This is a genomic window from Spongiactinospora rosea (assembly GCF_003315795.1).
Taxonomy (GTDB): Bacteria; Actinomycetota; Actinomycetes; order Streptosporangiales; family Streptosporangiaceae; genus Spongiactinospora; species Spongiactinospora rosea.
Window position 1 is genome coordinate 149,745 of sequence record NZ_QMEY01000012.1, and the last position, 22,334, is coordinate 172,078.

Genomic DNA, 22,334 nt, shown 5'->3' on the forward strand with positions numbered 1-22,334 from the left:
CCGGCGGCCCTCAGACGTCGCGAGCCCGGAGCGCCGCATGACCCGCGACGGCGACGCACGCCACGGCCGCGATCAGGACGGTGAGCCCGACGCCGGGGGTGACGGCCCCTTCGACCGGGACCACCGTGTACGCGGCCTGACCGGCCGTGAACGGCCAGATTCTGGTGAACCACTCGCCGATGGCCGGGGCGAAGGCGGGCATCAGCAGGAGCGCGCCGACGAGTACGCCCAGGCTGCCGGTGGTCGATCGGGTCAGTACACCGACCGCCACCCCGGCGAGCGCGATGAGCGTCAGGTAGAGCACACCCCCGGCGAGCGCACCCGCCACGCCGGGATCGCCGAGGCCCGCCACCGGCAGGCCGGTCCCGGCGAGCATGAGCTGCACCACGGTGAAGCTGACCAGGGTGGTGACCAGGCCGGTGACGAGGGCGACCGCCGCCACCACGGCCATCTTCGCGCCCAGCAGGCGGGAGCGCGCGGGGACCGCGGCGAGGCTGGTCCCGATCATGCCCGTGTCGTACTCCGGCGTGACGCTGAGCGCGCCCAGCATCCCGATGATGAGCTGTGCGAGCAGGAACCCCTTCAGGCTGGTCGCGGTCGGGTCCCAGCCCGCCGGCGGCTCGCCGGGCGGGGAGCCGAGCAGGTCGGAGGCCCCGACCACGCCGAGCACGGCGCTGGAGAGCACCACACTGACGGCCGCGATCCAGGTGCTGCGGACACTGCGCAGCTTGGTCCATTCCGAGCGCAGGAGGTTCATGCCGCGTGGCCTTCGTGTTCGGTGACATCGTGGGTGAGCCGCAGGAAGACGTCCTCCAGGGACTCGCGTACTCTGGCCAGTTCCTCCAGCGCGATCCCCTGCGCCGCGGCGATCTTGCCGATGGTGCCCGGGTCGGTACCGGTGACCAGCAAGCTCGGACCGGGCGCGGGCTCGAACGCGATGCCGTGCCGGCCGAGCGCGCGCGCCAGTTCGTTCAGCTCCATGGACCTGACGGTGACGGCGTGCGAGGTGTGCACCCGCACGAAGTCCTCAAGAGAGGATTCGGCGATGAGCCTGCCCCGGCCGACCACGACCAGATCGTCCGCGGTCAGCTCCATCTCCGACATCAGGTGGCTGGAGAACAGGATCGTGCGGCCCTGCCCGGCCAGGTCGCGCATCAGCGTGCGCATCCAGCGGATGCCCTCGGGGTCCAGGCCGTTCAGCGGCTCGTCGAGCACGAGTACGCCCGGGTCGCCGAGCAGGGCCGTCGCGATGCCGAGCCGCTGGTTCATGCCCAGCGAGAACTCCCCCGCCCGCCGGGTGGCCGAACCGCTCAGCCCCACGAGGTCCAGCACCTGCCCGACCCGCTCGCGGCCGAGGCCCGCGGTCTGGGCGATGGCGAGCAGGTGGTCGAAGGCGGTGCGGTGCGGGTGTACCGCGCGGGCGTCCAGCAGCGCGCCGACCGCGCGCGAGGGGTCGGCCAGCTCGGAGATGTGCTTGCCGCCGATCGTGATGCTTCCCTTGGTGGGCCGGGTCAGCCCGAGCAGCATCCGCATGGTCGTGCTCTTGCCCGCGCCGTTGGGACCGAGGAATCCGGTGATGACGCCCGGTGCGGCGGTGAAGGACAGGTCGTCCACCGCGGTGGCGGTCCCGTATCGCTTGGTGAGACCCTGCGCCCGGATGCCGGCCGCGCGGGCTCTCGGCGGTGGTGTGATCGGCATGTGTGTGCTCCCTTCCGAAAAGCACACTACACAGTGTAGTTTAGAGCTCTCTGAGAGAAGAGTGGGAACATTGCGATGGTGAGGACGAGCCCCCAGACGCCCGGCAGGCGGCAGCGGTCCGAGCGCAAGCGCGCCGACATCCTGACGGCGGCCACGGCGCTGTTCGTCAGCGAGGGATACGAGCTCACCAGCGTCGATGCCATCGCCGCGCGGGCGAAGGTGTCCAAACGCACGGTCTACGACCACTTCGGCGACAAGCAGACGCTCTTCCAGGGCGTGCTCGCGCGGGTCCACGAGGCCGTGCTGGCGACCGTGCGCACGGCGATCGATGAGGAGCTGACAGCGGGACGCGACCTGCGCGAGGCGCTGACGGCCTTCGCGATGCGCGTGGCGACGGACACGTTCCCGTCCTCCGACTATGTCACCTTCCGGCGGCTGACCTCCCAGACGTGGCCCGCCCCGCCGGTGCCCGCCCTCGCGCGCGAGCAGCCCGAAGGCATCCTGGAGGAGCGGTTCGCCAAGTTCGCCGCGGACGGCGAGATCCGGACCGGCGACCCCCACTGGGCGGTGCGGCACTTCACCGCCCTGACCGTCCTGCTCGCCCTGGACGCGCTCCGGAGCGACCCGGCGGGCGCGGAGATCCCCGCGATCGTCGCCAGTGGGGTGGACGCGTTCCTGCGCGCCTACCGCTGACCCGGGTGTGCGCCGATGAGTTCGGCGAACCGGCCGGTGTCGATGTTGCCGCCGGAGGCGATCAGGCCGATCCGGCGCGGCGCGCCCGGGACGCGACCGGCCATCAGGGCGGCCAGGACGGTGGCCCCGCTGGGCTCAAGGACGATCTTCAGGCGTTCGAAGGCGAACCGCATGGCCGCGACGATCTCCGCGTCGCCGACCAGGACGACGGCGTCGGCCAGGCGCTGGTTGATCGCGAAGGTGATCTCGCCGGGAGTGGCCAGGGCCTGGCCGTCGGCGATCGTACGCGGGACCGGGATGGTGACCCGCCGGCCGCTCTCCAGCGAACGCTTGGTGTCGTCGCCGCTCTCCGGCTCGACGCCGATGACCTGGATCGCGGGGTGGAGCGCCTTGGCGGCGATGGCGCTGCCGGCCATCAGGCCGCCGCCGCCGACCGGGACCACGAGGGCGTCGAGTTCGCCGGTCTCGTCCAGGAGTTCGGCGGCGGCGGTGCCCTGACCTGCGATGACGTGCGGATGGTCGTAGGGCGGGATCAGCGTCAGGCCGCGGTCCTCGGCCAGCGCGCGGCCGAGTGCGGTGCGGTCCTCGGCGTAGCGGTCGTAGGTGACGACCTCCGCGCCGTACCCGGCGGTGGCCGCCACCTTGGAACCCGGCGCGTCGGCGGGCATCAGGATGACCGCGCTGGTGCCGAGCTCGCGGGCGGCCAGGGCGGTGGCCTGCGCGTGGTTGCCCGAACTGTACGCCGCGACGCCCTTGGCCAGTCGCTCCGGGGTGAGCCGGGAGACGGCGTTGTAGGCGCCACGGAGCTTGAAGGCGCCGGCCCGCTGAAGATTCTCACACTTGATGAACACCTCTGCGCCGGTCAGGGCGTTCAGGGTGCGCGAGGTGAGCACGGGGGTGCGGTGGACGACTCCGGCGAGGCGCGCGGCGGCCTCGCGAACGTCATCGAACGACACGGGCAACGGCATGGCCATGACGCCTCCTCCGTACCGGGACGACCGGCACGCCCCCTAGTTGATCTTGATGAGCTCCACCTCGAAGCGCAGCGTGGCGTTGGGCGGAATGACGGGCGGATAACCCTGCGCCCCGTACGCGTAGTCGGACGTGCAGACCAGGATCGCCTTCTCCCCGACCGAGAGCTGGGGCACGCCTTCGTCCCATCCCTTGATCACTCTGCCGACGCCGATCTTCGTCTCGAACGGAGCCCCACGATCGCGGGAGGAGTCGAACTTCGTGCCGTCTTCGAGGGTCCCGACGTAGTGAATCGTCACGTCGTCGCCGCGCTGGGGGAAGTGCTCTCCGTCTCCAGGGGACAGACGTTCGATCGTGACACCCATGCGTGCCGCCTTCCTATAGATGATCAGCGTCCAGACTACTTGCCGAACGAGGCTATCCGGTCGGCGGCGCGAGCAGGGCGCTCAGGGCGGCGGCCCCGTCGAGCAGGGACTTGGAGCGGGCGGTGATGCCGGCGTCTCTGGCGTCCAGCGCGGCGGCGATGTCCGCGGACCTGCGGCCGGCACGCAGTTCCGGCATGAGGGCCCGCAGCGGTGCGATGCGGTGGCCCGCCCTGCGCAACTGGTGCACGATCCGCGCGTCGCGCACCTGGGCGGGGGTGTACCGGCGTGTCCCCCGCACGGGGTCGCGGTCGGGGACGACGAGGTCTTCGGCGTCCCAGTGCCGCAGTGTCGAGGGACGCACGCCGAGCGCGGCGGCGAGTTCGGAGACGCTCATCGCGTCCGACGCGCGTACGTCCGCGATCGGCTCACCGGAGATCGCCCGCGCGGCCTCCTTCGCCTGCCGGAGTTCGGCGCGCTCGGTGTCGAGCCGGGCGTGCGCCGCGTCGAGCAGGGCCAGCACCTCGGAGATCGAGGACCGGTGGACGGCCTGGACGATCTTCCTGGCCTCGACCGGGCCCACGCCCGCCGCCAGGGCGCGGTAGGCCAGCGCGGACCGCAGATGCACCTCCGCGTACCTGCGGTGGCCGGTGGCCGTGCGCGTCGCGGGCGGCAGCACGCCGTCGCGTTCGAGGTTGCGGATCTGCTGGACGGAGTATCCTGCCCGCCGCGCGACATCGACGGTCCGCATGACCCCCGATTTGAGACCTGACACCCCGAAACCCCTTCATTTCCGCTGCGAAGTCTCCACAAGCACCTCAATGCAACGCTAGAGCACATGACCATGGAAGAGATCATCGGTTTCGTGGACGCCCTGGACGGTGTCCTGACCCTCAGGCCGCGGCCCGGCGACGGTTCCCCGGAGGTCAGCTGGGGCGACACGTACTTCTACTACGCGCCCGACGGCGTCACCCCCACCAACACCCAGCCGTTCGCGACGGTCGTGACCAAGAACTACCCCGGCGACGAGACATCACGACTGGAGCGGGAGGGCGTGTTCCGGGTGAACATCGCGGCCGGGAAGGAGGAGTTCGTCCGGTGGACCGGTCACACGCCACGCGAACCGGCCACCGGCCAGGACCCGAGCGCCACCGACACCCTGATCGCGCATCCCCTCTACGGCACGATGGGCTGGCTGGCGGTGCTCAACCCGGGCCCGCGTACCGAGGCGGCCGCCCGTGAGCTGCTGCGCACGGCGTACGACCTGGCCCGCGCCCGCTACGAACGACGCGCCGCCCCGAACTGAACGGTGATGGACAGGCCGCCCCCGGGGCGGGCGGCGGCGGTGAGGCCGGCGTGGTGGGCCTGGGCGACGGCGTTGACGATGGCGAGGCCGAGACCGTACCCCTTGCGGTCCGGCGCCAGCTTCTGGAAGGGGTGGAAGAGGCGCCGGACCTGGCCGGCGGGGACGACCGGCCCGGTGTTGGCGACCGTGAGGACCGCCTGCGCGCCGGAGGTCCGAGTGGTGATCTCCACCTGCCCGCCCGGATGGTTGTGCCGGACGGCGTTGTCGACCAGGTTGGCGATCAGGCTCTCGATCAGCCTCGGGTCTCCGGCGGCCACCGCGGGCCCCAGGGCCTCGGCGAGGTCGATGCCCTGCTCGGCGGCCTGGCCACGGCGTGCGGCCAGTACGTGCGCGGCGACCTGGGCGAGGTCGAGGGTGTCCCAGCGGGTCACCCCGCGTTCGCTGGTGGCCAGCGTGAGCAGCGCCTCGACCAGTCGCTCCTGGTGTTCGCCCAGGGCAAGGGCCTCCTGACAGGCCGAGCGCAGGGCTGCGGCGTCGGCGTCGGGGTCGGCGAGCGCGACCTCAAGGAGGGTGCGCAGCCCGGCGAGCGGGGTGCGCAGCTCGTGGGAGGCGTTGGCGACGAAGTGCCGCTGGGCGTCGAAGGACGCCTCCAGGCGGGCGAACAGGTCGTCCAGGGTGTGGCCGAGTTCGGTCAGCTCGTCCGTGGGCGCGCCGAGGTCCAGCCGCCGGTGCAGGTCCCCGGCGGAGATGATCTGGGCGGTGGCGGTGATGGCGCGCAGCGGGTGCAAGAACCGCCCGGCGACGTACCAGCCCAGCGCCAGCGCGATGGGGATCAGTACGGCCAGCGCGACCGCCGAGCCGATGAGCAGTTGAGGCAGGCCGATCCCGGGCCCGGCGGCCGTGCTCGACGAAGGGCCACCCGCGGGGATGGCTGCGTGGACGCTCACCAGCGGGACGTCGACCAGCACCACCACCAGCACCCCGGCGGCGTAGATGCCCGCCGCGTAGGCGAGCGCGAGCCGCGTCTGGAGGGATCGCCGGGGGGTCATGACGGTCCGAGGCGGTAGCCGCCCTCGCGGATGGTCTCGATCACGGGCGGGTCGCCCAGCTTGGCGCGCAACCGGTGCACAGTGTGCTTGACGGCGCTGCTGAAGGGGTCGGCGGCCTCGTCCCAGACGCGTTCGAGCAGTTCTTCGGCGGAGATGACCCGGCCGGGCACCGCGAGCAGGCATTCGAGCAGGGCGAACTCCCTGGGGCTCAGCTCCAGGCGGCGACCGGCCCGAAAGGCGGTCCGGCGGGCCGGGTCGAGGGTGATGTCCCCGCAGGTCAGGGAGGGCGGCAGCGGCGGGGTGGCGCGACGGGCCAGGGCGCGGACGCGGGCGACCAGTTCGGCGAACGCGAACGGCTTGGGCAGGTAGTCGTCCGCGCCGAGGCCGAGCCCGTCCACGCGGTCCTCGATCGTGCCGGAGGCGGTGAGCATCAGGATGCGGCTCGGGCAGCGGTCGTGGGCGAGCCGCCGGCAGATGTCGTCCCCGTGGACGCCGGGCAGGTCGCGGTCGAGAATCACCACGTCGTAGCGGGTGGCGGCCAGGCGGTCGAGGGCGTCGGTACCGTCCAGGACGACATCGACGGCCATGCCCTCGCGGCGCAGCCCGGTGCCGATCGAGCGGGCGAGGACCTCGAAGTCCTCCACGACGAGGACCCTCACCGCGCACCGCCGGTCATCGTGCGGACGGGGCCGCCGGGTCGAGGTGCCATGCCCGCAACGATGCCAGACGGCCGGTCTCAGCCCGGTCGCGGCCGGTGCGACGCTGCTGGGACCGGGCGGCGCGTACAACCGTCGGCATGTCGATGCTCAAGTCGCTGCACATGGAGTGGGCCAGGTTCCGGGGCGCGACCGGCGTGGTGCTCACCATGACGGCGTCCGTACTGGTCACCGTGGCGCTCGGACTGCTGATCGCGGGCGGCGCCCGAAGTACCTGCGTGACCGGGGAGGGCGAGGGCCCCTGCCCCGCGCCGCTGCTGGGCCCGGAAGGTACGGCGGTGAACGACAAGTACTACTTCGTCCACCAGCCGCTCACCGGCAACGGCGGCATCACCGCCCGCGTATCGGACATGACCGGGCAGATCCGGCTGCCGGACGCCGTCCCCGGGGTGCGCAACGTCACCAATGGAGTGCTGCCCTGGGGTAAGGCCGGGCTCCTGGTCCGGCAGAGCCTCACGCAGGGCACGCCGTACGCCGCCGTCATGATCACCGGCGGCCACGGCGTCCGGATGCAGCACAACTACATCCACGACGTGCCCGGCGGCCCGGTACGCGGCCCCAAGTGGCTGCGGCTGACCAGGGCGGGCGACACCATCACCGGCTACGAGTCGCCCGACGGCAAGAAGTGGGCCGAGGTCGGCACAGTCAGGCTGGCCGGGCTGCCGGAAACGGTGGAGATCGGGCTGTTCGCCACCTCGCCCGGCAACGTACAGGGGATGGCCTCCCGCTTCGCCCAGGCCACCGCGGCCTTCGACCAGATCGGCCTGCAGGGGGCGAGCGGTTCGTGGCGGCGCGACGACGTGGGCGTCTCCCTGGAGGAGGACGGCAGGACCCCGCATCACCCGGGCGGGGCGGTGGAGTCCGGCGGCAGGCTGCTGGTGACCGGGGGCGGCGACATCGGGCCCGCCACGCTGGACGGCGGCCTGCGCGCGGACTTCACGCTGATCGGCGGGGCGGTGGGGCTGCTCTTGGTGCTCGTGGCGGCGGCGGTGTTCGGCGGGGCGGGACACCGGCAGGATCCGGGGCCGGGTCCGGTGGCCAGGGCGGTGGTGGTGGGCACGGCCGCGTTCGCGGCGGGCCTGGCGACCGCGGGCCTGGCGGTCCCGCTCGGCCTGGCCCTGCTGCGCGCCAACCAGAACCCGATCCAGCCGATCACCCTGGCCACCGAACTCCGCGTGATCGTCGGCTACGCGGCCCTGACCGCGGCCACCGCCGTCCTCACCCTGGCCCTGGCCGCACTCGTCAGACGGGCGGTCGTGGCCATCGTGCTCGCCGCCGCCGTGATCGTCGTGCCCTACGCCCTGGCCACCGCGGGCCTGGCCCCATGGCTGCTGGCGATCACCCCGGCCGCCGGGTTCGCCATCACCCAGAGCGTCCCCACCTTCGCCCACGTGGACACCGACCCGTCCCCGCTGATGGGGTACTACCCCCTCCCACCCTGGGCCGGACTTGCCGTGACCTGCGCCTACGCCGCCCTCGCCCTCACCGCGGCCCTTTCCGCACACCGCCGGAGAACAGGCCTCAGAGGTCGTCCAGGCGACCGCCGCCCCGACCTTCAAGGGCGGTTCACATGGACGGAAGAGAGAGGGTCCCATCCCCATCTATTCGCGGGAGCAGCGAGGCGATGGGCCCGGATACGACGATGTCCCTGATGACCTCGACCATGGCGCCCACTCCTTTGGCCCTGATGATGATCAGGTCGGGCGTGACCCAGTAGGCGCCATGAAGGGATTCTCCGGACTCGGCATGGCGATCCATCAGGCGATGAATCGCCTCCCTTGTCATCATCAGCGCGCTGTAGCGCTCACCACCAGGCAAAGTGACGATCGCATCGCCGACCTCCATGCCCTCCGGATCCATATCGCCATCCAGAAGGATGTTCACGGCGAAAGCCTCTTCGGCCCACGAGTAGTACGCGCCGCTGTCTTCCATGCGGTTCCTCCGGGCTCGGCCCGCGGGCGAGCGCACTCGGGCTCGGAAACGACTGAGGGCGTCCTCGCGGGTAGCGAGAACGCCCAGGTCGGTCGGTTGGGTGCGCCGCCAGGGACTCGAACCCCGGACCCGCTGATTAAGAGTCAGCTGCTCTAACCAACTGAGCTAGCGGCGCTTGCGACGGGTGTAACTGTAGCAGCATGGGCGCGCGGCTCGCACATCGTGATCATGGGCGGCGGCGCGGCGGGCCCGGCTCGGGGAATGGTTCGGGGCCAGGTAGCTTCCCCCAAAACTACCCGGCCCCGATCTGCGGTGGTCTCCCGATTCCTCCCCCCGGAAATCGGGCCGGCCACCGTATGGATGCGTTCCCCCATCGCATCCTTGGAAGAAAGTCTCAGACTGTGTCTCCAACCCCCTTGACCTGGTTCAACAGTACAGACCAAGGGGCAATGGGCTCGTCATCCAGGGGTTGATTTTCGGGCTACACCCAGGGTTGACCAGGTATGACCAAGCCGCATTCGTAGGCCACCACGACGGCCTGGGCGCGGGAGGTCAGGTCGAGCTTGCTCATCACCCGGTTGAGGTGGGTCTTGACGGTGCCGTCCGAGACGTGCAGGCGGGTGGAGATCTCCCGGTTGGACAGGCCCTGGGCGACGAGTTTGAGCACTTCCTTCTCGCGTTCGGTGAGGTCGTCCAGGCCGTGGACGGCGACCGTCTGGCCGACCGGGCGGCTGACGTAGGCGTCGATGAGGCGCTGGGTGACGGCCGGGTCGAGCAGGGCGTCGCCGCCCGCGACGGTGCGGATGGCGGCGATCAGGTCGGCGGGCGGGCTGTCCTTGAGCAGGAAGCCGGCCGCGCCCGCGCGCAGGGCGGCGAAGACGTGCTCGTCGACGTTGAAGGTGGTCAGGATGAGCACCCTGACCTCGGCGGGCATCCGGCGGGTGGCCTCGATGCCGTCCATCACCGGCATGCGGATGTCCATCAGCGCCACGTCCGGATGCAGGCGTTCGGCAGCCGCGATGGCCTCCGCCCCGTCGGCGGCCTCGCCGACGACCTCCATGTCGTCCTGGGCGCGCAGCAGCGCGACCAGGCCGCCCCTGATGAGTTCCTGGTCGTCCACGACGAGGACGCGGGTGCCGGTCATCCGCCCGCCCTCCCGTACGGCAGGGCCGCCCGTACCTCGAAGCCGCCGTCCGGGCGGGGCTCCGCCGTCAGCGTTCCGCCCACGAAGGCCGCCCGTTCGCCGAGGAAGCGCAGGCCGCGACCGCCGCGCAGGCCGCGGTCGGGGCGGGCGTGCCCGCGCGGGCCGTCGTCGGTGACCCGGATCCGCACCTTGTCGGCGCCCGCGTCCACCACCACCCGCACGCCCGTGCGCCCCGCGTGCTTGAGCGTGTTGACCAGCGCCTCCTCGCAGATGCGGTAGGCGGCGAGTTCCACCGTGCGGTCGTCCACCGGCGGTGCGCCGGTCATCGACAGCTCGGCGTCCAGCCCGGCCATGCGCATGCGTTCGACCAGGCGCGGGATGTCGGCGAGGCCGGGCTGCGGGCCGTACTCCTCGCGGTGCTCGGGACCGCTCAGTACGTCGAGCAGCCGCCGCAGGTCGGTGACCGCGACCCGGGCGGCCTCCTCGATCGCGCCCAGCGCCGTCCTGGCCTCCTCCGGATCGCGGTCGAAGACCTCGCGGGCCACCCCCGCCCGGAGTACCACAATGCTCATCGCGTGCCCCACCACGTCGTGTATCTCGCCCGCGAGCCGGGTGCGCTCGCGCACCACCGCCATCAGGGCCCGCTGCTCGGCGGCCTCCCTGACCAGCCACTCGTGCTCGATCAGTTCGCGGTTGAGCCGCCGCAGCCCCGGCAGGACCCAGCCGAGCCCCCAGGCGCTGAGGACGGCGAGCAGTTGCACGACCAGCCACTCGCGCGGGCCGTGCCGGACCAGCCCCGCGGCCGGTACGGCCAGCGCGGCCACGCCCGCGGCGACCCCTTGGCCCGACGATACCCGGCTGACCACGGTGTACACCGCGACCAGCCCGGCCAGCCAGACGGCGAGCGGCAGCGGGAAGAGCAGTTGCATGACGACGGACGCGGCCAGTACGACGAGCAGCACCGGCCACGGATGACGGCGTCGCACCGCCAGCGGGAGGGTCGCGAGGGCGGCGAGCGCGGCGTGGTACGGGAGACCGGCCGCCGGCGCGTCCCACCGGACGGCCGACAGCGCGAACAGCCCGCAGGCGACCACCACATCGATCGCCCGGCCGTGCCGCTCCCCCCAGTCGAGCACCTAGCGGGAACTACCCAGGCAGCACCAGATTCACCTCGACGTTCTCGCGGAGGGCGCGGCTCACCGTGCAGTGGTTGGCCTCGACGCGCTTGGCCACGGAACGGAACACCTCGTCGGCCTCCGGGTCGCCCTCGGGCAGCTCGACGTCGTAGGTGATGGTCACCGAGCCCAGCCGGGTCGGCGCGACCTTCTCCGCCTCCACGGTCATGGCCAGGCGGACCAGCCGGTGGCCGCGCTGCGCGGTGAGCGGCTCCACGGTGACGATGTTGCATCCGCCGACGGCGGCGAGCAGCAGCTCGACGGGGCTGAACACCCCGGCGTCGCCCGACCCGCCCATCCTGACCTCGGCCCCCCGGTCGTTGCGGGCCACGAACCCGCCGTCGCCGGTCCGTTCCACGTTCACGATCGCCATGAGTCAACAGTAGCCAAAACGCTTAGCACGGCATTACGCCCCGCCTGCCATGCTGACCACGACGACCGCTAGGGGGAGGAGTGGACACGATGGCGTTTTCCGGCACCGTCCGCGTCGAGCGGGTGATGGGCCTTCCGGTCAGCGTGGACGTCCGTACGATGCTGCCGTCCCGGGAGTTGTCGCCGGTGCTCGACGACGCGTTCGGCTGGCTGCGCTGGGGGGACGCGACCTTTGACGCCACCCGCCAGGACAGCGCGATCGGCCGGTTGGCCGCCGGGCGGCTCGCGGTCGATGACTGCGCCCCCGAGGTGACCGAGGTGCTCGAGCGCTGTGCCGAGCTGAGGGCCGCCACCGGCGGATACTTCGACGAGGGCGCGGGGGGCGCGCTCGACCCGACGGTCTATGTGCGGGGATGGATGGTTGAGCGGATCTCGCGGGCGCTGAGCGTGGCCGGTGCGGTCGATCACTGCGTCAACGTGGGCACCGCCGTACGCGTGCGGGGGTCCGCGCGGCCGGGGGCGCGCTGGCGGATCGGCATCCGTGACCCGCGTGACGAGCAGGTGTGCAAGGTGCTGTTCGCGCATGACCTGGCGGTGGCGACGGCGCAGGAGCCGGGGCGGCGTTCGGTGACGGTGGTGGGCCCTGACCTGGGCGCGGCCTGCGGCTACGCGGCGGCGCTGCGGGCGATGCCGCCCGCCCCGGCCCGCCGGTTCGCCGAACGGCTGGGCATGGCCGGCCCGTACGACGTGCTGCTCGTCGAACGGGACGGACGTACGACCGGCACCCCCGGCCTCGCCGAGTACGGCGCCGCCGCCGGCACCCGCCTGGCCGTCTGAAACCCCCACCCTCTTCAGGCGTCGGGGTGTTTGCCCAGGTAGTCCAGGTAGATCGGGCGTAGGGCCTCGCCCAGGCGGCCCTCGCCCGAGGCCATGGCGTCGCTCAGCAACGCCGAGATCTTGCTGAGGTCGTTCGCGGTCTCGTCGCCGTGCCCGCTGGCCGCCTCGGCGGCCGGGATCGCCTTCAGCAGATCCCACAGGAAGCCGAAGTCGCCGTGCCGCACGGCGTAGCGCACCGCCCGATCGTGCAGCTCCCTGGCGGAAAGCGACTCCAGACCGTCCGCTCCCATCGAACGCCCACCCCCTCTCGGTGCTCTTCCCCGCCGTGGTCGTGATCACGCTGCCGTACCCGTGATGTCCGGCGGCTAACCCCTGCGACGCCCCTCCCGCTCCGGGCCGGACGCATAGAGTCGGTCTGGGCAGGGTTTTCCCCTGGCCCTACCCGTCCGCCGATCATCCTGGGAGGATGCCTCAGCGTGAAAATAATCATCAAGATTCTCGTGGTGGCCGCCGCGCTATGGGTGGCCACCCAGCTCGTGCCGGGCATCACCGCCGGTGGTGACACCACCACGAAGACGGCGCTGACCCTGCTGGGCGTCGCGTTGATCTTCGGTCTGGTCAACGCGGTGCTCAAGCCGATCATCCACACGCTCGGCTGCGCGTTCTACATCCTCACGCTGGGGTTGTTCGCCCTCGTGGTGAACGCCGGGCTGATGCTGCTGACCAGCTGGATCGCCCAGCAGGTCGGGCTGGCCTTCCATGTCGAAGGGTTCGTCAGCGCCCTGCTCGGCGCGCTGATCGTCGGCATCGTGAGCTGGATCCTGGACCTCATCATCCCCGACTGACCGCGAGCGCCGGCCCGGGGAAAGGCGCGCAGCCGGGACCCGGGCCGTGCCGCCGGATCAGCCGGCCTGGCCGACCGATCCGCGTTCGCGAAGCTCGGGGGCCTGGACGATACGGCGGCGGCGGGTGCCGCCGTCGGCCGCGGCGATCACCAGGCGTACGGCGGCGCGGACGATGCCATCGATGTCCCAGTTGACGGTGGTGAGCCCCGGTGTGAGCAGGCCCGACATGGGATGGTCGTCGTATCCCATCACCGATAGATCGCCAGGAATGCGCAGCCCGCGTTCGTCCGCCGCCGCGTAGACGCCGTACGCGATCGAGTCGGCGAAGCAGAACACCGCTCCCGGCGGGTCGTCCCCGCCGAGCACGCCGTGCGCCGCCGCGGTGGCCCCGGCCAGCGACTGGGGGGCGGTGACCAGCTCGATGTCCAGGCCGAGCCGGACGGCCTCGGCCGTGACGTGGACGTCGGCCGGGCGGTCGGGGGTGCTGGCCATGGTGGGGGTGAGCACGGCGATCCGGCGGTGCCCGTTGTCGCGCAGGTGTTCCAGGGCCATGGTGGTGCCGCGGCGGTTGTCGAAGACGACCTCGCCCGCCGTACGGGCCTCGCCCAGGGCGTCGCCGATCGCGACGACCGGGACGGTGTCGCACAGCTCGGCCCAGAACTCCGCGGCCGGATCGACCGGCTGCACGATCAGCCCGTCCACCCGCTGGTCGCGTAGCTGCTGGGCGAGGGTGCGCTCGCGGGTCGGGTCGCCGGAGGCGTCCAGGATGAGCGCGTAGCGGTCGTTGTCCTTCAGCGCCCGGCCGATGCCGACCGCCAGGGCCTGCTGCCACAGGTCGGCGAGCGAGCCGCAGAGCAGGCCGATCATGCCGGTCCGGCCGCTGGCCAGGGCGCGGGCGATGGGATCGGCCTCATAGCCCAGCTCGGCGGCGGCCCGGCGGACGCGCACGATCGTCTCGTCGGAGACCTGCAAGCCGCGCAGCGCGTAGGAGACCGCGGCCGGGGAGAGGCCGGTGGCCTTCGCCACTTCGCGGATGGTGGCTCTCTTACGCGGCTGCGTCACCTCGCAAGCTTATGTCGAACCCGGCCGGAGGGCGCGCTTACGCCCCGACGCGGCGGCCGGGGGAGCGAGTTGACACCTCGCGGTTCAGAGCGGTTCACTGAACCGCATCACTGAACCGATTCACACCCCACCTTCAACTCGACGAACACCTATTGCCTATATTATCAGTAGGGAATTGGGGGTTGAGAGATGGACGTGCACCAGCACCTGTGGACACCGGGCTTCATCGACGCGCTGCGCCGCCGGCACGCCGCGCCACGCCTTTCCGGCTGGACGCTGCACCTGTCCGGCGAGGCCCCGTACGAGGTCGATCCGCGCCACCACGACATCGCGCACCGGGCCTCCCTGGAGGACCCGGACGACCTCGCGCTGGTCTCACTGTCCAGCCCGCTCGGCGTGGAGCACCTGCCCGCCGCCGAGGCCCTGCCGATCATCGACGCCTACCACGAGGACGCCCTGGCCCTCCCCCGCCCCTTCCGCGCCTGGGCGGCGGCCTGCCTGGACGACCCCGACCCCGAGCGCCTGAAGGAGAACCTCGGGCAGGGCATGGCCGGGCTCCAGCTCCCGGCGACCGCCCTGCTCGACGCGGCGGGCTTCGAGCGGGTGGCCGCGCTGCTCGACGCGCTGACGGCCGCCGACCTGCCGCTCTTCGTCCACCCCGGACCCGCCGTCCCGCACGGCGCGGGCCCGTCCTGGTGGCCCGCCGTGGTGGGCTACGTGCAGCAGATGCACGCGGCCTGGTACGCGTTCATGGCGTACGGCCGGCCGCGCCACCCGCGCCTGCGGGTCTGTTTCGCGCTGCTGGCCGGGCTGGCCCCGCTGCACACCGAGCGGCTGATCGCCAGGGGCGGCGGCGGGCGCGGCAGGATCGACCCCCTGACCTACGTGGAGACCTCCTCCTACGGCCCGCGCGCCATCGACGCGGTGGTACGCGAGCTGGGCGTGGACGTCGTGGTGAACGGGTCCGACCGGCCCTACGCCACGGCCCCGGCGACGGGCCTGGGGGCCGCCGCCGACCACGCCATCCGCACCGTCAATCCACGGCGGCTACTCGGCCTTCCCGCGATAGCCACCTGTGTCTGAGATACGAGAGGAAACCAACGTGAGCCAGATATTCGCCGACATACCCGAGCGCAACCTCGACCGCCGGGAGCTGCGCGAGCTGGTCGACCGGCTCGCCTCCGACCAGGCGGAATGGGCCGAGCACGTCGACTTTCCCGACGACGGGGAGGGCAGGCACTACGCCTCCCTGCACCGCGACTCCTATGTGGACGTGTGGTTGCTGTGCTGGCGGCCAGAGGACGACACGGGCTGGCACGACCACGACACCTCCTCGGGGGCGGTCCGTGTGGTGACCGGCAAGTTGAAGGAGTGCAACCCGAGGATCGGCGGGGAGCATCTGGAGACGGAGGTGGTGGCCGGGGACTCGTTCTCGTTCGGCCCCGACCACATCCACCGTCTGACCGGCGCGGTCCACGGCAGCGTGTCGATCCACGCCTACTCCCCGCCGCTGTGGCGCATGGGCCAGTACTCGATCAGCGACACCGGCGTGATGCGCCGCGTCTCGGTCAGCTATGCCGACGAACTGCGCCCGTTGGACACCGCCGTGGAGGGTGTCCGGGTGGCCTAACGGGACCTGGCCGCGAGCACCGCGCGGGCGGTGCCGGGGTCGTCGGCGAAGACGCCGTCCACGCCCAGTTCGTACAGTCTGCCGAGCCAGCCGGTGACGTCGCCGTGGGCGCGGGCGTAGACCGGGCTCGCCGGGTCGCCGGTGCGATGGTCCAGCGGGAGCTGGGAGTTCTCGTTGCGGACCGTCCAGGTGTGCACGGCGAGCCGGGCCCGGTGCGCGTCGCGGATCAGCGTGGTCGGCGGCAGCAGCCTGCCGTCCGGCCCGGCCGGGACGATCCGGCGGGTGTCCACTCCGACCCCGTCCGCGTACTTCGCGATGTCGCGCAGCCCGGCGGGCGTGACCATCTGGTCATAGGTCAGCGGGTCGCCCGCCGCCACCCTGTCGTACGGCGCGCCGGAGGCCGAGATGAGCTGGATCAGCGGCAGCCGGGTCTTCCCGCTCAGTTCGCGCAGGTTGGCGGTCTCGAACGACTGGATGAAGACCGGGTCCCTGCTCCCCCGCCAGCCGTGCGCGGCGAGCGTGGCGAGCAGCGGCTCCTCCAGCGACAGCCCGATGGAGTCGAAGTACGTCGGGTGCTTGGTCTCGGGGTACACGCCGACGCCGTGCCGCTTCGCGAGCCGGATCACCTCCTCGAACGTCGGCACCAGGGCCAGGCCGTCGTAGGCGGTGTTGCCGGGACGCAGGTCGGGCAGCCGCTCCTTGGCGCGCAGGGTGCGCAGCTCGGCCAGCGTGAAGTCCTCGGTGAACCAGCCGGTGACCTGCGCGCCGTCGATGGTCTTGGTGGTCCGGCGGCCGGTGAACTCCGGGTGCCGGCCCACGTCCGTGGTGCCGGAGATCTCGTTCTCGTGCCGGGCCACCAGCACGCCGTCCTTGGTGGAGACCAGGTCGGGCTCGATGTAGTCGGCGCCGAGGGCGATGGCGGTCTCGTAGGAGAGCAGGGTGTGTTCGGGGCGCAGCGCGCTCGCGCCGCGATGGCCGATGACGATGGCGGCGTCGGGGCGCCGCCGGTCCGCCGCGGCGGTCTCGGGTTGTAGCAGCACACCGGCGACGGTACCGCCGAGCAGCACGGCGAGGGCACCGGCCGCGAGGGCCTTGAGGGTCGTCATGCCCGGGAACGTACGGTTCCCGGATGAAGATCAGGTGTTCTTCGCGCTACTCGCGGACACACAGCAGGTGGCGCACGGCTCGGTGTCCGGCAGCGTGACCCACAGGCAGCAGGTGCGCCGCCGGTAGCCGTCGGCGGTGAAGTCGATCAGGCCGCCGACCGGGTCGCCCACCGCGGCCAGCAGATCGGCCGGGCCGCCGCCCGGGGGCAGCGCGTCCGCGAACGTCCGCAGCGGGTAGACCAGCGACTCGGCGGTGGACCCCCACAGGTTGCGCGCACCGATCTTGGTCAGCCCGCCGATCGCCTTGATCAGCGGAAGCTGGGAGGTCAGCAGCGTCTCCCTGATGGCGGCGCCCAGGTCGTGGACCACGACGGTGCCCGGCGCGCCCGCCAGCGGGTCGCCGGGGAGCACGGCGGTGGTGACCGAGGTCGCGGCGATGGTGATCCCCGTGTCGGAGGCCCGGTAGACGGTCTCGGCGAACGGCATCAGCGGCACCCGCCGGTTGAGCGCCCAGCCGAGCGCGACCGGCATCGAGTGCCAGTAGGCGTAGGTCTTCCACATCAGCGCGGCGCGAACGTGCCGGGGCGCTTCGCGGACCACCGAGATCTGGTCGATGAGCCCGGCCAGCAGGTCGTACGGCGGGCGCGTGAGCTCGGCCACCGGGGTCCAGCCGCCCTCGCCGGGATCGGCGGTCAGGCCCGGGAGGAGGCCCTGGAAGCCGCCGCGCTCGGCGGCGAGCCGCTCCAGCAGCTCACGCAGGCCGGCCAGCGGGTCGGCAAGGGTAGTCGTCATGATCCCCCCGAGGGAACAGCCGTCTTAGGGAAGGCTCACCTTACTAGATGCCTTTGCAACGTTACTACGGCCCCAGTGGTCTCGCGAGTGACCCTGTCGTGGCCTGCGAAGTTCGGTATCCGTACAATCATTCACAACGCGAACAGCTCGACCCTCGGGAGCGACGGTGACCGCAGACGTCTACGTGCTCGACGCAGTACGCACGCCCATCGGCAGGCACTCCGGCGCGCTCGCCGGCGTGCGGCCCGACGACCTGGCGGCGCACGTCGTGCGGTCCGTCACGGAGCGGGCTCCGGACCTCGACCCGGCCGGGATCGACGACGTGTTCTTCGGCGCGGCCAACGCCGCCGGGGAGGACAACCGCAACGTCGCGCGGATGGCCGTGCTGCTGTCCGGGCTGCCCGCCACCGTGCCCGGCACCACCGTCAACCGGCTGTGCGGGTCGGGCCTGGAGGCCGCCATCGCGGCCTCCCGCGCGATCGCGGTCGGCGATGCCTCACTGGCCGTCGCGGGCGGGTCGGAGTCGATGAGCCGGGCCCCGTGGGTGATGCCCAAGCCGGAACGCGCCTACGCCCGCGGCCCCCAGACCCTGCACGACACCGCGCTCGGCTGGCGGATGGTCAACCCCGAGATGCCGGAGCAGTGGACGGTCGCGCTCGGCGAGGGCGCGGAGATCCTGGCCGACCGCTACAAGCTGTCCCGCGAGACCCAGGACGCCTTCGCGCTGCGCAGCCACCACAACGCCGCGGCGGCCTGGGACCGCGGCGTCTACGCCGACGAGATCGTCCCGATCGCGGACCTGGACCGCGACGAGGGCATCCGCCCCGATGCGACGCCCGAGTCGCTGGGCAGGCTCAAGCCGGTCTTCCGCCGCGACGGCACCGTGACCGCGGGCAACGCCTCGCCGCTCAACGACGGGGCCGCCGCGCTGCTGCTCGGCGACGAGGCGGGCGCGGCCGCGTCGGGCAGGACCCCGCTGGCCCGGATCGTGTCCAGGGCCGTCGCCGGGGTCGAGCCGCAGGTGTTCGGCATCGGCCCGGTCGAGGCGGCCCGTACCGCGCTCAAGCGGGCCGGACTGACCTGGTCCGACCTGGCGGTCGTGGAGCTGAACGAGGCGTTCGCCGCGCAGTCGCTGGCCTGCCTGGCCGAATGGCCCGACCTCGACCCCGCGATCGTCAACCCGCACGGCGGCGCCATCGCGATCGGCCACCCGCTCGGCTGCTCGGGCGCGCGCATCCTCGGCTCGCTGGCCTGGGAGCTGCACCGCCGCGGCGGCGGGTACGGCATGGCCGCCATCTGCATCGGCGTCGGCCAGGGCCTCGCGGTCGTGCTGGAAGGCTGCTGACCGTGGAGAGCGTGTTCGCCGGGACGCTCGCGAGGGGCGCCGCGGCGAGCGAGGTCACCGGCGCGGCCTGGCTGGCCGCGATGCTCGACGCCGAGGCCGGGCTGGCCGCCGCGCACGCGGCGCTCGGCCTGGTGCCGGGCGACGCGGCGGCGGCCATCGCGGCGGCCTGCCGTCCCGAGCGGTTCGACGCGCACGCGCTGGGCGAGGCGGCGGGGCTCTCCGGCAACCCGGTGGTCCCGCTGGTCAAGGCGCTGCGCGAGCTGGTCCCCGCCGAACACCGGGGGCAGGTGCACCTGGGGGCGACCAGCCAGGACATCCTGGACACCGCGGCGATGCTGGTCGCCGGGCGGGCGCTGGTCCCGCTGACGGCCGACCTCGACGCCGCCGCCGACGCCTGCGCCGCGCTGGCCGTACGCCACCGCGACACCGTGCTGCCCGGCCGTACGCTGCTCCAGCAGGCCGTGCCCACCACGTTCGGGCTCAAGGCCGCGGGCTGGCTGACCGCGCTGACCGCCGCCCGCGACCGGCTGCGCGCGCTGCGCCGTCCGGTCCAGTACGGCGGGGCCGCGGGCACCCTGTCGGCGCTGGGCGACCGGGGCCATGAGGTCGTCGCGGCGTTCGCCACCGAACTCGGCCTGGACGAACCACTCGTCCCCTGGCACACCGATCGCACCCCGGTGGCCGGGCTGGCCTGCGCGCTGGGCATCGCCGCCGGAGTCCTCGCCAAGATCGCCACCGATGTGAAGCTGCTGGCCCAGACCGAGGTCGGCGAGGCCGCCGAGCCGTCCGCGCCGGGCCGGGGCGGGTCCAGCGCGATGCCGCACAAGCGCAACCCGGTCGGCGCGATCTCCGTGCTGGCCTGCGCGCAGCGCGTCCCCGGGCTGGTCGGCGCGGTGCTCGCCGGGATGGCACAAGAGCACGAACGCGCCGCCGGGGCCTGGCAGGCCGAGCAGGAGACGCTGAGCGACCTGCTGCGGCTGACCGGCTCGGCCGCGTCCTGGGCGCGGGAGATCCTTGAGGGGCTGAGCGTGGACGAGGCGCGGATGCGCGCCAACCTCGCGGCCACCGGCGGCCTGCCGATGGCCGAGAGCGTCGTCGCCAGGCTCGGCGGCGGACCGCGGGCCCGCGCCCTGGTGGACGCCGCCTGCGCGCGGGCCGTCGCCGAGGGCAGGCCGCTGGGCGAGGTCCTGGCCGCCGACGCAGACGTACGGCTCACACCCGCCGAGATCGGCGCCGCCCTCGATCCGGCCGGCTATCTCGGCTCGGCGGGGGCGTTCGTGGACCGTGCGCTGGCCCGCCGCGACACCCGGGAGAACCGATGATCATCCCCTTCCACGAGACCGCGGGCGACCCCGCGGCCCCGGCCCTCGTGCTGTCCAACTCGCTCGGCACCACCACCGCCATGTGGGACGCGCTGGTCCCCCGGCTGGCCGAGGACCACTGGGTGATCCGGTACGACCATCGCGGGCAGGGCCGCTCGCCGGTGCCCGCGGGGCCGTACCGGATCGGTGACCTGGGCGGCGACGTACTCGCCCTGCTGGACCACCTGGGCGTCGGGCGGGCCCGCTTCGCCGGGGTGTCGCTGGGCGGGATGACCGGGATGTGGCTGGGCGCGCACGCCCCCGAGCGGATCGCGAGCCTGGCCCTGGTGTGCACCTCCGCCAAGATGGGACCGCCGGAGATGTGGTCCCAGCGGATCACCACCGTGCTGGCCGAAGGAGCGCCCGCCGTGATCGAGGCGACGTTCAGCCGGTGGTTCACCCCCGGCTTCCCCGAACGCGAACCTGAGCTGGCACGGACCTACCGGGCCATGTACCTCAGCAACCCGGCGGAAGGGTTCGCCGCCCTCTATGCCGCGATCAGGGACATGGACCTGACCGGCGACCTGCCGCAGATCACCGCGCCGACGCTCGTCGTGGCCGGGGCCGAGGACCGCTCGACGCCGCCCGAGCACGCCGAGACGATCGCCGGGCTGGTGCCCGGGGCCCGGCTTGAGCTGCTTCCGGGCGGCGCGCACCTGGCGGCCGTCGAACGACCGGACGAGGTGCTGCGGCTGCTGATCGACCACTTCGGAAAGGACTGATCCGTTGGACCGGCGTGCGGAGGGCGAGGCGAGGCGGCGTGCCGTGCTCGGGGACGAGCACGTGGACCGGGCGGCGGCCCGGACCACCCCGTTCACCGCCGACTTCCAGGACTTCATCACCCGCTACGCCTGGGGCGACATCTGGACCCGCCCCGGGCTGGACCTGCGTACCCGCAGTTGCATCACGCTCGCCCTGCTCACCGGGCTCGGCCACGAGCACGAGCTGGCCATGCACGTGCGCGCGGCGCTGCGCAACGGGGTGACCCCGGAGGAGATCAAGGAGGTCCTGCTCCAGACCGGCGTCTACGCGGGCCTGCCCACGGCCAACCGCGCGTTCGCCATCGCCCAGGACGTGCTCGCCGAGGAGGCGGGACGACCCGATGACGGACCCGCCTGACCCGGCCGCCGACCCCGTTGCCGATCGGGCGCCGGAGTACGTCCAGTCGCTGGCCCGCGGGCTCGCGGTGATCCGCGCCTTCGGCGCCGACACCCCCGAACTCACGCTGAGCGAGGTCGCCAGGGCCAGCGGGCTGACCCGCGCGGCGGCCAGGCGGTTCCTGCTCACGCTGATCGACCTCGGATACGTGCGCTCCGACGGGCGGCTGTTCGCCCTGTCGCCGCGGGTACTGGAACTCGGCTACGCCTACCTGTCCGGCCTCACCCTGCCCGAGGTCGCCCAGCCGCACCTGGAACGGCTGGTCGCCGAGGTCCGCGAGTCGGCCTCGGTAGCGGTGCTGGACGCCGATGAGGTCGTCTACGTCGCCCGGGTCGCCACCAGCCGGATCATGCGGGTGGCGATCAACATCGGCACCCGCTTCCCGGCGCACTGCACCTCGATGGGCCGGGTGCTGCTGGCCTGGCTGCCCGGCCTGACCGAACGCCTGGCGGGCATGGAACTGCGCGGGCCGACCTCCCGGACCATCACCTCCCCCGGCGCGCTGGCCGCCGAGCTGGCCAGGGTGCGCGAACAGGGCTGGGCGCTGGTGGACCAGGAGCTGGAGGAGGGACTGCGGTCGATCGCCGCGCCGATCAGGAACCGTGCGGGGACGGTGGTCGCGGCGGTCAACCTGTCCACGCACGCCAGCCGTACCAGCGTCGAGGCGGCCCGGCGGGACCTGCTGCCGCCGCTGCTGGCCACCGCCGGGCGGATCGAGGCCGACCTGCGCGCGACCGGCGCGATGGGCGCGAGGCTCACCGCGCCGATGTAGCCGATGG

The 22,334-nt window shown here is 72.6% G+C and carries 27 protein-coding genes and 1 tRNA gene; 12 read left to right on the forward strand and 16 right to left on the reverse strand.

Annotated features, from left to right (window positions below; all coding sequences use genetic code 11):
* Window positions 1–10: 10 nt before the first annotated feature.
* Both DP939_RS25640 and DP939_RS25645 read right to left on the reverse strand, forming a co-directional pair.
* Complete coding sequence (locus DP939_RS25640; RefSeq protein ID WP_113983329.1) at window positions 11–757, reverse strand: ABC transporter permease; 747 nt, start codon at window positions 755–757, stop codon at window positions 11–13.
* Window positions 754–1,698, reverse strand: coding sequence for an ATP-binding cassette domain-containing protein (locus DP939_RS25645; RefSeq protein ID WP_113983330.1), 945 nt, complete (start codon window positions 1,696–1,698; stop codon window positions 754–756). Before DP939_RS25645 ends, DP939_RS25640 begins: the two co-directional genes overlap by 4 nt.
* A 75-nt stretch (window positions 1,699–1,773) precedes the next feature.
* Between DP939_RS25645 and DP939_RS25650 the strand changes: the two genes are divergently transcribed.
* Window positions 1,774–2,391, forward strand: a complete 618-nt coding sequence (locus tag DP939_RS25650; RefSeq protein ID WP_199565409.1) for a TetR/AcrR family transcriptional regulator — start codon at window positions 1,774–1,776, stop codon at window positions 2,389–2,391.
* On the opposite strand, the gene DP939_RS25655 is transcribed toward DP939_RS25650, so the two are convergent.
* The 3 genes from DP939_RS25655 to DP939_RS25665 are packed head-to-tail and all read right to left on the reverse strand — an operon-like array spanning window position 2,382 to window position 4,476.
* Window positions 2,382–3,365 (reverse strand): threo-3-hydroxy-L-aspartate ammonia-lyase, encoded by a 984-nt coding sequence (locus DP939_RS25655; protein WP_113983332.1) that lies wholly within the window; start codon window positions 3,363–3,365, stop codon window positions 2,382–2,384. The two genes, DP939_RS25650 and DP939_RS25655, sit on opposite strands and share 10 nt — an antisense overlap.
* 36 nt (window positions 3,366–3,401) lie before the next feature.
* Complete coding sequence (locus DP939_RS25660) at window positions 3,402–3,728, reverse strand: FKBP-type peptidyl-prolyl cis-trans isomerase (protein WP_113983333.1); 327 nt, start codon at window positions 3,726–3,728, stop codon at window positions 3,402–3,404.
* Between the two features lie 52 nt (window positions 3,729–3,780).
* Window positions 3,781–4,476 carry a MerR family transcriptional regulator gene (locus DP939_RS25665; protein WP_113983334.1) on the reverse strand — a complete coding sequence of 232 codons (696 nt, stop codon included), beginning with the start codon at window positions 4,474–4,476 and terminating at the stop codon, window positions 3,781–3,783.
* Between the two features lie 87 nt (window positions 4,477–4,563).
* On the opposite strand from DP939_RS25665, the gene DP939_RS25670 reads away from it, so the two are divergent.
* A complete protein-coding gene (locus DP939_RS25670) occupies window positions 4,564–5,031 on the forward strand; it encodes a DUF6194 family protein (protein WP_113983335.1) in 468 nt (155 codons plus the stop codon).
* Here DP939_RS25670 and DP939_RS25675 read toward each other — a convergent pair.
* Both DP939_RS25675 and DP939_RS25680 read right to left on the reverse strand, forming a co-directional pair.
* A complete protein-coding gene (locus DP939_RS25675) occupies window positions 5,004–6,080 on the reverse strand; it encodes a sensor histidine kinase (RefSeq protein ID WP_113983336.1) in 1,077 nt (358 codons plus the stop codon). The genes DP939_RS25670 and DP939_RS25675 overlap by 28 nt on opposite strands.
* Entirely contained in the window at window positions 6,077–6,739 is a 663-nt protein-coding gene (locus DP939_RS25680; protein ID WP_113983337.1) for a response regulator transcription factor, read from the reverse strand. The genes DP939_RS25675 and DP939_RS25680 overlap by 4 nt, the downstream gene beginning before the upstream one ends.
* A 137-nt stretch (window positions 6,740–6,876) precedes the next feature.
* On the opposite strand from DP939_RS25680, the gene DP939_RS25685 reads away from it, so the two are divergent.
* Window positions 6,877–8,448 (forward strand): DUF1349 domain-containing protein, encoded by a 1,572-nt coding sequence (locus DP939_RS25685; protein ID WP_199565410.1) that lies wholly within the window; start codon window positions 6,877–6,879, stop codon window positions 8,446–8,448.
* Here DP939_RS25685 and DP939_RS45535 read toward each other — a convergent pair.
* The 5 genes from DP939_RS45535 to DP939_RS25705 all read right to left on the reverse strand — a co-directional run bounded on the left by DP939_RS45535 (window position 8,363) and on the right by DP939_RS25705 (window position 11,420).
* On the reverse strand, window positions 8,363–8,728 hold the full coding sequence (locus tag DP939_RS45535; protein WP_147268134.1) for a hypothetical protein: 366 nt from the start codon (window positions 8,726–8,728) through the stop codon (window positions 8,363–8,365). The genes DP939_RS25685 and DP939_RS45535 overlap by 86 nt on opposite strands.
* A gap of 101 nt (window positions 8,729–8,829) precedes the next feature.
* Window positions 8,830–8,903 (reverse strand) — tRNA-Lys (locus DP939_RS25690).
* 306 nt (window positions 8,904–9,209) lie between these two features.
* Window positions 9,210–9,872 (reverse strand): response regulator, encoded by a 663-nt coding sequence (locus DP939_RS25695; protein ID WP_113983338.1) that lies wholly within the window; start codon window positions 9,870–9,872, stop codon window positions 9,210–9,212.
* Complete coding sequence (locus DP939_RS25700) at window positions 9,869–11,008, reverse strand: sensor histidine kinase (RefSeq protein ID WP_113983339.1); 1,140 nt, start codon at window positions 11,006–11,008, stop codon at window positions 9,869–9,871. Before DP939_RS25700 ends, DP939_RS25695 begins: the two co-directional genes overlap by 4 nt.
* Before the next feature lie 10 nt (window positions 11,009–11,018).
* Complete coding sequence (locus DP939_RS25705) at window positions 11,019–11,420, reverse strand: OsmC family protein (protein WP_113983340.1); 402 nt, start codon at window positions 11,418–11,420, stop codon at window positions 11,019–11,021.
* 89 nt (window positions 11,421–11,509) lie between these two features.
* Here DP939_RS25705 and DP939_RS25710 point away from each other — a divergent pair, with 89 nt between their 5' ends.
* Complete coding sequence (locus tag DP939_RS25710; RefSeq protein WP_147268135.1) at window positions 11,510–12,256, forward strand: FAD:protein FMN transferase; 747 nt, start codon at window positions 11,510–11,512, stop codon at window positions 12,254–12,256.
* Between the two features lie 14 nt (window positions 12,257–12,270).
* On the opposite strand, the gene DP939_RS25715 is transcribed toward DP939_RS25710, so the two are convergent.
* A complete protein-coding gene (locus DP939_RS25715) occupies window positions 12,271–12,546 on the reverse strand; it encodes a hypothetical protein (RefSeq protein WP_113983342.1) in 276 nt (91 codons plus the stop codon).
* 186 nt (window positions 12,547–12,732) lie between these two features.
* Between DP939_RS25715 and DP939_RS25720 the strand changes: the two genes are divergently transcribed.
* Window positions 12,733–13,101, forward strand: a complete 369-nt coding sequence (locus DP939_RS25720) for a phage holin family protein (RefSeq protein WP_113983343.1) — start codon at window positions 12,733–12,735, stop codon at window positions 13,099–13,101.
* Between the two features lie 57 nt (window positions 13,102–13,158).
* Here the strand turns inward: DP939_RS25720 and DP939_RS25725 are convergent, their stop codons facing one another.
* Window positions 13,159–14,127 carry a LacI family DNA-binding transcriptional regulator gene (locus DP939_RS25725; RefSeq protein WP_263972347.1) on the reverse strand — a complete coding sequence of 323 codons (969 nt, stop codon included), beginning with the start codon at window positions 14,125–14,127 and terminating at the stop codon, window positions 13,159–13,161.
* Between the two features lie 225 nt (window positions 14,128–14,352).
* Between DP939_RS25725 and DP939_RS25730 the strand changes: the two genes are divergently transcribed.
* Window positions 14,353–15,246: an amidohydrolase family protein gene (locus DP939_RS25730; protein ID WP_113983345.1), complete on the forward strand. Its 894-nt coding sequence runs from the start codon at window positions 14,353–14,355 to the stop codon at window positions 15,244–15,246.
* A gap of 19 nt (window positions 15,247–15,265) precedes the next feature.
* Entirely contained in the window at window positions 15,266–15,793 is a 528-nt protein-coding gene (locus tag DP939_RS25735; protein ID WP_225878495.1) for a cysteine dioxygenase, read from the forward strand.
* Here DP939_RS25735 and DP939_RS25740 read toward each other — a convergent pair.
* The gene (locus DP939_RS25740) at window positions 15,790–16,899 is read right to left on the reverse strand and encodes a glycerophosphodiester phosphodiesterase (protein ID WP_113983346.1); all 1,110 of its coding nucleotides are present in this window, start codon (window positions 16,897–16,899) and stop codon (window positions 15,790–15,792) included. The genes DP939_RS25735 and DP939_RS25740 overlap by 4 nt on opposite strands.
* 30 nt (window positions 16,900–16,929) lie before the next feature.
* On the reverse strand, window positions 16,930–17,691 hold the full coding sequence (locus tag DP939_RS25745; protein ID WP_113983347.1) for a hypothetical protein: 762 nt from the start codon (window positions 17,689–17,691) through the stop codon (window positions 16,930–16,932).
* 166 nt (window positions 17,692–17,857) lie between these two features.
* Here DP939_RS25745 and DP939_RS25750 point away from each other — a divergent pair, with 166 nt between their 5' ends.
* The 5 genes from DP939_RS25750 to DP939_RS25770 are packed head-to-tail and all read left to right on the forward strand — an operon-like array spanning window position 17,858 to window position 22,327.
* On the forward strand, window positions 17,858–19,036 hold the full coding sequence (locus DP939_RS25750; protein WP_113983348.1) for a thiolase family protein: 1,179 nt from the start codon (window positions 17,858–17,860) through the stop codon (window positions 19,034–19,036).
* A gap of 2 nt (window positions 19,037–19,038) precedes the next feature.
* Entirely contained in the window at window positions 19,039–20,358 is a 1,320-nt protein-coding gene (pcaB, locus tag DP939_RS25755) for a 3-carboxy-cis,cis-muconate cycloisomerase (RefSeq protein WP_113983349.1), read from the forward strand.
* Window positions 20,355–21,119, forward strand: a complete 765-nt coding sequence (pcaD, locus tag DP939_RS25760) for a 3-oxoadipate enol-lactonase (RefSeq protein ID WP_113983350.1) — start codon at window positions 20,355–20,357, stop codon at window positions 21,117–21,119. The genes pcaB and pcaD overlap by 4 nt, the downstream gene beginning before the upstream one ends.
* 4 nt (window positions 21,120–21,123) lie before the next feature.
* The gene (gene pcaC, locus DP939_RS25765) at window positions 21,124–21,516 is read left to right on the forward strand and encodes a 4-carboxymuconolactone decarboxylase (RefSeq protein WP_113983351.1); all 393 of its coding nucleotides are present in this window, start codon (window positions 21,124–21,126) and stop codon (window positions 21,514–21,516) included.
* Complete coding sequence (locus DP939_RS25770) at window positions 21,500–22,327, forward strand: IclR family transcriptional regulator domain-containing protein (RefSeq protein WP_113983352.1); 828 nt, start codon at window positions 21,500–21,502, stop codon at window positions 22,325–22,327. Before pcaC ends, DP939_RS25770 begins: the two co-directional genes overlap by 17 nt.
* The last annotated feature ends 7 nt before the right edge of the window (window positions 22,328–22,334 follow it).

What these genes read in the sequence shown, in the direction of transcription:
- DP939_RS25640 (WP_113983329.1), bottom strand. Translation starts at nt 757, where the DNA reads ATGAACCTCCTGCGCTCGGAATGGACCAAGCTGCGCAGTGTCCGCAGC.
- DP939_RS25645 (WP_113983330.1), bottom strand. Translation starts at nt 1,698, where the DNA reads ATGCCGATCACACCACCGCCGAGAGCCCGCGCGGCCGGCATCCGGGCG.
- DP939_RS25650 (WP_199565409.1), top strand. Translation starts at nt 1,774, where the DNA reads ATGGTGAGGACGAGCCCCCAGACGCCCGGCAGGCGGCAGCGGTCCGAG.
- DP939_RS25655 (WP_113983332.1), bottom strand. Translation starts at nt 3,365, where the DNA reads ATGGCCATGCCGTTGCCCGTGTCGTTCGATGACGTTCGCGAGGCCGCC.
- DP939_RS25660 (WP_113983333.1), bottom strand. Translation starts at nt 3,728, where the DNA reads ATGGGTGTCACGATCGAACGTCTGTCCCCTGGAGACGGAGAGCACTTC.
- DP939_RS25665 (WP_113983334.1), bottom strand. Translation starts at nt 4,476, where the DNA reads ATGCGGACCGTCGATGTCGCGCGGCGGGCAGGATACTCCGTCCAGCAG.
- DP939_RS25670 (WP_113983335.1), top strand. Translation starts at nt 4,564, where the DNA reads ATGACCATGGAAGAGATCATCGGTTTCGTGGACGCCCTGGACGGTGTC.
- DP939_RS25675 (WP_113983336.1), bottom strand. Translation starts at nt 6,080, where the DNA reads ATGACCCCCCGGCGATCCCTCCAGACGCGGCTCGCGCTCGCCTACGCG.
- DP939_RS25685 (WP_199565410.1), top strand. Translation starts at nt 6,877, where the DNA reads ATGTCGATGCTCAAGTCGCTGCACATGGAGTGGGCCAGGTTCCGGGGC.
- DP939_RS45535 (WP_147268134.1), bottom strand. Translation starts at nt 8,728, where the DNA reads ATGGAAGACAGCGGCGCGTACTACTCGTGGGCCGAAGAGGCTTTCGCC.
- DP939_RS25695 (WP_113983338.1), bottom strand. Translation starts at nt 9,872, where the DNA reads ATGACCGGCACCCGCGTCCTCGTCGTGGACGACCAGGAACTCATCAGG.
- DP939_RS25705 (WP_113983340.1), bottom strand. Translation starts at nt 11,420, where the DNA reads ATGGCGATCGTGAACGTGGAACGGACCGGCGACGGCGGGTTCGTGGCC.
- DP939_RS25710 (WP_147268135.1), top strand. Translation starts at nt 11,510, where the DNA reads ATGGCGTTTTCCGGCACCGTCCGCGTCGAGCGGGTGATGGGCCTTCCG.
- DP939_RS25715 (WP_113983342.1), bottom strand. Translation starts at nt 12,546, where the DNA reads ATGGGAGCGGACGGTCTGGAGTCGCTTTCCGCCAGGGAGCTGCACGAT.
- DP939_RS25730 (WP_113983345.1), top strand. Translation starts at nt 14,353, where the DNA reads ATGGACGTGCACCAGCACCTGTGGACACCGGGCTTCATCGACGCGCTG.
- DP939_RS25740 (WP_113983346.1), bottom strand. Translation starts at nt 16,899, where the DNA reads ATGACGACCCTCAAGGCCCTCGCGGCCGGTGCCCTCGCCGTGCTGCTC.
- DP939_RS25745 (WP_113983347.1), bottom strand. Translation starts at nt 17,691, where the DNA reads ATGACGACTACCCTTGCCGACCCGCTGGCCGGCCTGCGTGAGCTGCTG.
- pcaD (WP_113983350.1), top strand. Translation starts at nt 20,355, where the DNA reads ATGATCATCCCCTTCCACGAGACCGCGGGCGACCCCGCGGCCCCGGCC.
- DP939_RS25770 (WP_113983352.1), top strand. Translation starts at nt 21,500, where the DNA reads ATGACGGACCCGCCTGACCCGGCCGCCGACCCCGTTGCCGATCGGGCG.